At 74.7% G+C, this 8,241-nt stretch carries 12 protein-coding genes; 1 reads left to right on the top strand and 11 read right to left on the bottom strand.

Annotation, left to right across the window (positions count from 1 at the left end):
- The 7 genes from RIF68_RS18695 to tsaB all read right to left on the bottom strand — a co-directional run.
- Positions 1-496: hypothetical protein (locus RIF68_RS18695; protein ID WP_309052416.1), on the bottom strand; the 496-nt coding region annotated here is incomplete at its 3' end.
- Positions 497-506: 10 nt separating this feature from the next.
- On the bottom strand, positions 507-1,799 hold the full coding sequence (locus RIF68_RS18690) for an RNA polymerase sigma factor (RefSeq protein ID WP_309052415.1): 1,293 nt from the start codon (positions 1,797-1,799) through the stop codon (positions 507-509).
- 58 nt (positions 1,800-1,857) lie between these two features.
- On the bottom strand, positions 1,858-2,223 hold the full coding sequence (locus RIF68_RS18685; protein WP_309052414.1) for a YciI family protein: 366 nt from the start codon (positions 2,221-2,223) through the stop codon (positions 1,858-1,860).
- A 133-nt stretch (positions 2,224-2,356) separates the two neighbouring features.
- Positions 2,357-2,611 (bottom strand): hypothetical protein, encoded by a 255-nt coding sequence (locus RIF68_RS18680; protein ID WP_309052413.1) that lies wholly within the window; start codon positions 2,609-2,611, stop codon positions 2,357-2,359.
- Positions 2,608-3,708, bottom strand: coding sequence for a tRNA (adenosine(37)-N6)-threonylcarbamoyltransferase complex transferase subunit TsaD (tsaD, locus tag RIF68_RS18675; protein WP_309052412.1), 1,101 nt, complete (start codon positions 3,706-3,708; stop codon positions 2,608-2,610). The genes RIF68_RS18680 and tsaD overlap by 4 nt, the downstream gene beginning before the upstream one ends.
- Positions 3,698-4,168, bottom strand: coding sequence for a ribosomal protein S18-alanine N-acetyltransferase (gene rimI, locus RIF68_RS18670; protein ID WP_309052418.1), 471 nt, complete (start codon positions 4,166-4,168; stop codon positions 3,698-3,700). Before rimI ends, tsaD begins: the two co-directional genes overlap by 11 nt.
- 29 nt (positions 4,169-4,197) lie before the next feature.
- The gene (gene tsaB, locus RIF68_RS18665) at positions 4,198-4,854 is read right to left on the bottom strand and encodes a tRNA (adenosine(37)-N6)-threonylcarbamoyltransferase complex dimerization subunit type 1 TsaB (RefSeq protein WP_309052411.1); all 657 of its coding nucleotides are present in this window, start codon (positions 4,852-4,854) and stop codon (positions 4,198-4,200) included.
- Positions 4,855-4,982: 128 nt separating this feature from the next.
- Here tsaB and RIF68_RS18660 point away from each other — a divergent pair, with 128 nt between their 5' ends.
- A complete protein-coding gene (locus RIF68_RS18660; RefSeq protein WP_309052417.1) occupies positions 4,983-5,525 on the top strand; it encodes a L,D-transpeptidase in 543 nt (180 codons plus the stop codon).
- A 31-nt stretch (positions 5,526-5,556) separates the two neighbouring features.
- Here the strand turns inward: RIF68_RS18660 and RIF68_RS18655 are convergent, their stop codons facing one another.
- The 4 genes from RIF68_RS18655 to RIF68_RS18640 all read right to left on the bottom strand — a co-directional run.
- Positions 5,557-5,802 carry a hypothetical protein gene (locus RIF68_RS18655; protein WP_309052410.1) on the bottom strand — a complete coding sequence of 82 codons (246 nt, stop codon included), beginning with the start codon at positions 5,800-5,802 and terminating at the stop codon, positions 5,557-5,559.
- A gap of 127 nt (positions 5,803-5,929) precedes the next feature.
- The gene (gene tsaE, locus RIF68_RS18650; RefSeq protein ID WP_309052409.1) at positions 5,930-6,430 is read right to left on the bottom strand and encodes a tRNA (adenosine(37)-N6)-threonylcarbamoyltransferase complex ATPase subunit type 1 TsaE; all 501 of its coding nucleotides are present in this window, start codon (positions 6,428-6,430) and stop codon (positions 5,930-5,932) included.
- A gap of 131 nt (positions 6,431-6,561) precedes the next feature.
- Positions 6,562-7,806 (bottom strand): alpha/beta hydrolase, encoded by a 1,245-nt coding sequence (locus tag RIF68_RS18645; protein ID WP_309052408.1) that lies wholly within the window; start codon positions 7,804-7,806, stop codon positions 6,562-6,564.
- Positions 7,807-7,819: 13 nt separating this feature from the next.
- The coding region (locus tag RIF68_RS18640) for an alanine racemase C-terminal domain-containing protein (protein ID WP_309052407.1) at positions 7,820-8,241 on the bottom strand (422 nt) is incomplete at its 5' end.

Here is an 8,241-nt window from a genome sequence, read left to right as displayed (position 1 = left end):
CGTCCTCCCGGGTGGCCCCGGCCGGGACGGCGAAGGCCACCCACAGGCCGCCCGCGCACAGCGCGCAGGAGAGCAGCAGCCAGGCCAGGCTCAGGACCGGGGCGCGCAGCCGGGCGTCGGTGGGCCGGTGGCGGTCGAGGGCCGCCCACTGGGCGAGGCGGATCCGGACGGTCCGGTCCTGGCGCACGCCGCGCACGGTCATCCACAGGGCCGGGCCGAGGACGCCGAGGCCGAGGACCGCGGCGAACAGCATGATCATGACCGTGGGGGCGTCCTGGTCGTGGCCCAGGGCGATGAGCAGGAGCCCGACGAGGGACCAGCCGAACTCGAGCAGCGCGAACCGGAGCAGGAACAGCGCGAGCCGTCCTCCGCCGAGCAGCCTCCGGCCGAGCTCGTCCATGGCCAGCGCCCGGTCGACGAGCCGCGCCTCCCGGTCGGGCCAGCTCCGGATCTCGGCGGGCGGGGGTGGCGGCGGCAGCGGAACACGCGGGGACATGTCAAAAACCTTAGTCCTCGCCTCCCGGACCCCCGGGGACGGGGAGGGCGGCGGCCCGGGCGCGCAGCAGGGAGCGCTCGCTCTCGTTACGGGTGAGGGAGGCCGCCCGCTCGAAGGCCTCCCGGGCCTCCGTGTGCCGGCCGAGCCGGGCCAGCAGGTCCCCGCGCACACTCGGCAGCAGGTGGTAGCCGTCCAGGGCCGGTTCGGCGGCGAGGGCGTCGACCAGCGTCAGCGCCGCGGCGGGGCCCTCGGTCATCGAGACGGCGACCGCCCGGTTGAGTTCCACGACCGGTGAGGGCGCCAGGGCGGCGAGCCGCCCGTAGAGCCCGGCGATCGTCCGCCAGTCCGTCTCCTCGTACGAGGCCGCCCGCGCGTGGCAGGCGGCGATGGCGGCCTGGAGGGCGTAGGGACCGTAGGAGCGGCCGTCGCCGGCCCGCGCGAGCGCCTCGAAGCCGCGCCGCACCAGCAGCCGGTTCCAGCGCCGCCGGTCCTGGTCGGCGAGGAGGACGGGCCGCCCGTCCGGCCCGGTCCTGGCCGGTGCCCGGGAGGACTGGAGCTCCAGCAGGGCGGCGAGCCCGTGGACCTCGCTCTCGCCGGGCATGAGCGCGGCCAGGCCCCGGGCGAGCCGCAGCGCGTCCTCGCACAGGCCCGGCCGCAGCAGGTCGTCGCCCGCGGTGGCCGCGTACCCCTCGTTGAAGACCAGGTAGACGACCTCCAGGACCGAGCCGAGCCGCGCGGCCCGCTCCTCGCCGTACGGCACCTCGAACCGTACGCCCGCCTTCGCCAGGGTCCGCTTGGCCCGCACGATCCGCTGGGCCACCGTCGCCTCCGGCACCAGGAAGGCGCGGGCGATCTCGTCCGTGCGGAGTCCGCCGACGAGCCGGAGGGTGAGCGCCGCGCGGGCGGCGGCGGGGAGCACCGGGTGGCAGGCGGTGAAGACGAGCCGCAGCACGTCGTCGTCGATGTCGCCGGGGCCGGACGGTTCGGGGTCGTACGTCTCCGTGCCGAGCGTCCGGCCCACCTCGGCGAGCTTGCGCGCGTACGTCTCGCGCCGCCGCACCAGGTCCACGGCCCGGTTCCTGGCGGCGGCGGTCAGCCAGGCGCCCGGCCGGTCCGGGACACCGGTCGCGGGCCACTGCTCCAGGGCGGCGAGGAGCACGTCCTGGGCGATCTCCTCGGCGAGGCCGAGGTCCCCGAGGACGCGGGCCGCCGTGGCGACGATCCGCGCCGACTCCAGGCGGAAGACCGTGTCGAGGGTGTCCCGCACCGAGGGCCGCGCCGCGTGTTCCGTCACGTCCTCCATGACAGCACGGCCCACCGACAACGGGCCGGGAGGCGGGCCCCGGGGGCTCCGCGGCGGTTCAGCCCTCGGGCTGCTCCTCCACCTCGCGCACCTCCAGGGCGACCTTCCAGTGCGGCGGGTGCGCCGCGAGGAAGCGCTTCCCCCACTCGAGCGCCTCGGCCATGTCCTTGCACTGCATCATCGCGTAGCCGCCGACGACCTCCTTGGTCTCGGTGAAGGGGCCGTCGGTGTACGACACCTTCCCGTCCGACCAGGTGAGGCGGGTGGACTCGGCGGTGGGCCGGAGACCGGCCGTGTCCAGCATGACGCCGGCCTTGGTGATCTCCTCGAACAGCGCGCCCATCCGCTGCTCGAAGCCGGGGTCGGCGCTCTCCATGTCGACGGTGTTCTCCTCGACGCGGACGAGGGACAGGAAGCGGGGCATGACGACTCCTCGGGGTGGTGCGGTGGCGGGGCCTCTCCCCGCCGTCCACTCCTACGTCGAACGGGCCCGGCCCGCATCGACACCGCGCCGGAAGTTTTTTCCGGGAGCCGCGCGCAGACCGGCGCCGGTTCGCCTATTCGACCGCCTCGAAGCGCCAGCGGTGGACCGGACGGGTGATGAGGTCCGGGTCCGGTTCCGGCAGCTCCGGCAGCTCGGCGTCGAGGGTCTCCGCCTCCCACCAGGTGAGGACGAGCACCCGGTCCTGGGGGGCGCGGAAGGTCTCCCGGCGCTCCGGGTCGTACGCCAGGACCTGCGACCGCGCCCACTCCAGGAGCTCGGCCCCCCGGCCCTGTGCGGCCCGCGCCTCCCACATCAGGGCGATCCTCACGAGTAGAGGTTCTCCTTGCTGACCTCGTGCACGTGATCGTGGGAGTGGGAGTGGCCCGGCACGTGGGGGTCGGTCACCGGCAGCGAGGAGTCCGCCGACAGTTCGAGGTCGGAGGCGGCCCGGTTGCGGGCGACCATCTCCGCGCCGAGGGCGGCGACCATGGCCCCGTTGTCGGTGCACAGACCGGGCCGGGGCACGCGGAGCCGGATGCCGGCCTGCTCGCAGCGCTCCTCGGCCAGGGCCCGCAGGCGCGAGTTCGCGGCGACGCCGCCGCCGATCATCAGGTGGTCGACGCCCTCGTCCTTGCAGGCCCGGACGGCCTTGCGGGTGAGCACGTCCACCACGGCCTCCTGGAAGGACGCGGCCACGTCCCGCACCGGCACCTCCTCGCCGGCCGCCCGCTTGGCCTCGATCCAGCGGGCCACGGCGGTCTTGAGACCGGAGAAGGAGAAGTCGTACGCCGGGTCCTTGGCACCCGTCAGACCGCGCGGGAACGCGATGGCCGCCGGGTCGCCCTCCTTCGCGAGCCGGTCGATGACCGGCCCGCCCGGGAAGCCGAGGTCGAGGACGCGGGCGATCTTGTCGAAGGCCTCACCCGCGGCGTCGTCGATCGTGGCGCCCATCGGCCGCACGTCGGAGGTGATGTCGGAGGACAGCAGCAGCGAGGAGTGCCCGCCGGAGACCAGCAGGGCCATCGTCGGCTCGGGCAGCTTGCCGTGCTCCAGCTGGTCGACGCAGATGTGCGAGGCCAGGTGGTTGACGCCGTAGAGCGGCTTGCCGAGGGCGTAGGCGTACGCCTTGGCGGCGGAGACGCCGACGAGCAGCGCGCCCGCCAGGCCCGGGCCGGCGGTGACGGCGATGCCGTCGAGGTCCCGGGCGGAGATCCCCGCCGTCTTCAGCGCGCGCTCGATCGTCGGGACCATCGCCTCCAGGTGTGCGCGGGAGGCGATCTCGGGGACGACGCCGCCGAAGCGGGCGTGGGTGTCGACGCTGGAGGCGACGGCGTCGGCGAGGAGGGTCGTCCCGCGGACGATGCCGACACCGGTCTCGTCGCAGGAGGTCTCGATGCCGAGTACGAGCGGTTCGTCAGCAGCCATCAGAATCAGTCTCTGTTCCTTGAACGGTCAGTCGCATCACGAGCGCGTCCACGTTTCCCGGCTGGTAGTAGCCGCGCCGGAAGCCGATGGGCTCGAAGCCGAAGCGCTCGTACAGCTTCTGGGCCCTTGTGTTGTCCACGCGCACCTCGAGGAGGACCTCGTCGCACTCGAAGGCGGTGGCGTGCTGGAGCAGGTCGGTGAGGAGCCGGGCGCCGAGTCCCGTGCCCCACTGGTCACGGGCGACGGCGATCGTCTGCACGTCCCCGAGGCCGCCGGCCGCGGCCAGCCCCGCGTATCCGACGATCCGGCCTGCCGGGTCCTCGGCGACCACGTACCGGCGGGTGGCGCCGGGCCCGCGGGCGTGCGCGAGCTCGGACCAGAACATCCCCTCCGACCAGGCGTCCTCGGGGAACAGCTCGGCTTCCAGCGCCAGCACCGGCTCGATGTCCCACCAGCGCATCTCGCGCAGCACGGCCTGGGCGGGGGCGCTCACTTGGGGGTGACCACCTTGTAGTTCTTCGGCACCTGCGCGTCGGGGCGGCGCAGGTACATCGGCAGCGGGTCGAGGAACCCGTCACCGCCGGCGGCCAGCTTCTCCGCGGCGAGCGCGGCCAGCGCGGCGGCCGACTGGTGCTCGGGGTCGCGCGCGTCGGGGAAGGCCTCGGGGTAGAGGCGGGCGCCCGCGCCGACGACGGGGAGCCCGGTGAGGGACTCCGCGATGTCGGCGGGCCGGTCGACGGAGGCGTCGGTGACACGGGTGCGGAAGTTTTCGTACCGCGCCCAGTACACCTCCTTGCGGCGGGCGTCCGTGGCGACCGCGAAGGGCTCCTCGATCCCGGAGGCGTACGCGAGGCCGTCCAGGGTGCACAGGCCGTGCACGGGCACCCCGAGCACGGAGGAGAAGGTGGCGGCGGTGACGAGCCCGACGCGCAGTCCGGTGTACGGGCCGGGGCCGACGCCGACCACGATCCCGGTGACCGCGTCGAGCTTCAGTCCGGCCTCGTCCAGGACCCGGTCGACGGCGGGCAGCAGCAGCTCCCCGTGGCGGCGGGCGTCGACCTGACCCGACTGCGCGACGACGGTCGCGCCGTCGTGGAGGGCGACGGTGACGGCGGGGGTGGCGGTATCCATGGCGAGCAACAGCACGCGAACAGCCTACGGCTCCCGGACGCCGGGCACGGCGCCCCGCCCCCCGGCCGCCCTGCTGCTACCGTCACCCTTCGAAACGTACGTACGGAGAGGTGGGCACGGTGGCAAGGAGCAGCTCGGGATTCGTGGCCGGGCTCACCGCGGCTGCCGTCGCCGCGGTCGCCTTCCTCGCCTACCAGGCCTCGGCGAACGTTCCCGCCGACCTGTCGGTGAAGCCGCCGGCGCCGAGCAGTGCCGCCCCGTCCGCCCCGGCGGCCGACCGCCCGAAGCAGCCGGCCCGGAACCCGCTGGCCGTCCCGGCGAACTCGGGCACGGGCGAGCGCGTGGTGTACGCGCTCCGCGACCGCCGGGTGTGGCTGGTGGACGCCAGGAACAAGGCCCTGCGCACCTTCTCGGTGATGCCGAGCACGGTCAGCCCGCCGCCCGGGGCGTACGCGGTGACCTCGCGTTCCGGTTCGGTGCGGGGCTCCGACGGGGTGCAGATCGAGCACGTGGTGCGGTTCGCGACCGTGGAGGACGTCTCGGTCGGCTTCAGCGCGGCGGTGGACGGCTCGACGCCGTCGCCCGACCCGTCGAAGCGGACCGGCGGTGTCCGGATGAAGCGCGAGGACGGCGACGCGCTGTGGTCCTTCGCGGTGATCGGCGCGAAGGTCGTCGTCGTCCCGTAGACCCGCTCCGGGGCCTACGGGACCTTTGCTCCTAGGCGGCGGTGCCGCGAACCCGGCGCCTGCGCCCGTGGTCGGTGTGCTCGTCGGCGTGCTCCTGGCCGCCCGCCAGCGGCTCCCGCCCGTGCGCGTGCTCGCCGCGCTCGTCCCCGTCCGCCTCCCCGGCCGGCGCGGGGCGCTCGGGTGGGGTGGACAGGGCGCTCGCGGCGGCGCAGGACGCCAGCAGGTCGCTCATCGAGACGTGGTCCCGGGTGTGTTCCACGCGCGCTCGCGTCGCCATGCATGCCTCCCGTAGGTTAGGTACACCTAACCAGCTCGTACCCCCATGTCACCACGGCACGTACGACCGGCGCAACATCTTCCCGACAGGTTGTCGGAATCTACGGAAGGCATGGCCGGGAAGAGTGTCAGAAGAGTGCGAGGTCCTCCCCCGCCCAGCGGTCCCCGATCCCGCGCAGCACGACGGTCCGCCGGTCGTCGTCGGTGTCACCGGTGACGCGGTGGATGAGGACGTGCAGCCGGTCGTCGGTCAACTCCTCGACCTTGCCGTCACCCCATTCGACGACCACCACCGACTCCGGCAGCGAGACGTCCAGGTCAAGGTCCTCCATCTCGTCGAGCCCGCCGCCGAGCCGGTAGGCGTCGACGTGCACGAGGGCGGGCCCGCCGACCAGGGACGGGTGGACGCGGGCGATGACGAAGGTCGGCGAGGTGACGGCGCCCCGGACGCCCAGGCCCTCGCCGAGGCCGCGGGTCATCGTGGTCTTCCCGGCCCCCAGCTCGCCGGTGAGCATGACGAGGTCACCGGGGCGGAGGAGTTTCGCGAGCCGGCGGCCCAGCTCCTGCATCCGCTCGGGAGAGTCGACGGCGAGGGTGGCCCCGGAGACGGGCGGGTGTGCTGCTTCCATACCCGCCAACTTAACGGCTGCGGCCGGCGGCCTCGTCACGGCGGCCGCGACGGCGAACGGGGTCGGCCGGGAGCGGCCGTACGGGTCCGTTCGCGGCGCCCGTGCCCTGCCCCACCCGGCCCGGGCGCGGCTCAGCCGTCGTGACCGGTCCGGCTCCCGGCGCCCGTCACCGGGTCCGCCGGGTCCGCCGGGTCCGCCGGGTCCGCCGCCGGCCCGGTGAGGGACCCGGCCCGTACGAGCAGGTCCGCGAGACGGTCGTTGACGACCTCCGGGTGCTCCAGCATGACCAGGTGCCCGGCGTCGGCCACGACCACCATCTCGGCGTCGGGCAGCAGCGCGGCGATGGCCTCCGTGTGGGAGGCGGGTGTCACCAGGTCCTCGTCCCCGGCGAGCGCCAGCACCGGCAGGTCGAGGAACGTGGCGAGCGCCCCCGTCTTGTCGTGCTCCGTGAAGGCCGGGTAGAACTCCGCGACCACGTCGATGGGGGTCGACTCGATCATGCGCTCGGCGAAGCGGGCCACGGCCGGATCGACGTCCTTCGACGCGAACGAGTACCGCTTGACCGCCCCGGCGAAGAGGTCGGCGGTGACCCGCCGGCCCCGCTCCACCAGCTCCGCCTGCGCGACCAGCGCCCGCAGCACCCCGGGCAGCACCCGCCGCACGGCCCGCACCCCCGCCTGCGGCAGCCCGTACGTCACCTCGGCCAGCTTCCCCGCCGACGTGCCGATCAGGGCGACGCCCACGACCCGGTCGCGGATCAGCTCGGGGTACTGGTCGGCGAGCGCCATCACCGTCATCCCGCCCATCGAGTGGCCGACGAGGACCAGCGGGCCCTCCGGGGCGGCGGCGTCGATGACGGCCTTCAGGTCCCGGCCGAGCCGGTCGATGGAGACGGGTACGGGGTCCGCCCCGGACTGGTCGACCCCGCGCTCCGAGCGGCCGTGGCTGCGCTGGTCCCAGTACACGGCCCGGACCAGGCCGCGCAGCGCCGCCCGCTGGAAATGCCAGGAGTCCTGGTTGAGGCAGTAGCCGTGGCTGAAGACGACGGTCACGGGGGCGGGCCGCTTCCGCCCGAAGAGGCGGCGGCGCCGGGCGGCCGCGTCCCCGGTCCCACCGGGCCCACCGGGCCCACCGGTCGCCGGGGCTTCGTCGACCTCGTAGTAGAGCGCCGTGGAGTCGTCGGCGTGGGCCCGCCCCGGGGTGCCCCTCAGGGCCCCGTAGGGGCCGGTGGCGTCGAGGGCGAGCCGTGCCTTCTGCCGTACGGAGCGGCCTACCGTGAGCCGCTCGACGGCCACCCCGGCCGCCGCGCCCGCCGCGATGACACCGATCGCGGCGCCGGCGAACCCGGCACGCCGCCAGTTGCCTGCCTCGCCCACGCCGGCCCCTCCCCTACTCCCCCACGTAGACGCGCGGCACGCGCGCGCCGATCCGGGTGACGATCTCGTACGCGATGGTGTCGGCGGCCACCGCCCAGTCCTCGGCGGTCGGTTCGCCCCGGTCGCCCGGCCCGAACAGCACCGCCTCCGTGCCCGGGTCGGGCGTGTCGCCCTCAAGGTCGACCACGAACTGGTCCATGGCGACCCGCCCGGCGACGGTGCGCACCCGGTCCCCGACCAGGACCGGGCCACGGCCCGAGGCGTGCCGGGGGACGCCGTCGGCGTACCCGAGCGGGATCAGTCCGAGGGTGGTCTCGCCGCCGGTGACGTAGTGGTGCCCGTACGACACGCCGTGCCCGGCGGGCACCTGCTTCACCAGGGCGACGCTCGCCTTGAGCGTCATGACGGGCCGCAGGCCCAGTTCGGCGGAGGTGC

The organism is Streptomyces sp. (assembly GCF_031178505.1).
GTDB classification, from domain to species: domain Bacteria; phylum Actinomycetota; class Actinomycetes; order Streptomycetales; family Streptomycetaceae; genus Streptomyces; species Streptomyces gulbargensis.
The sequence above is the reverse complement of the archived record's forward strand: the minus strand, read 5'-3'. Positions and strand labels throughout refer to the sequence as shown.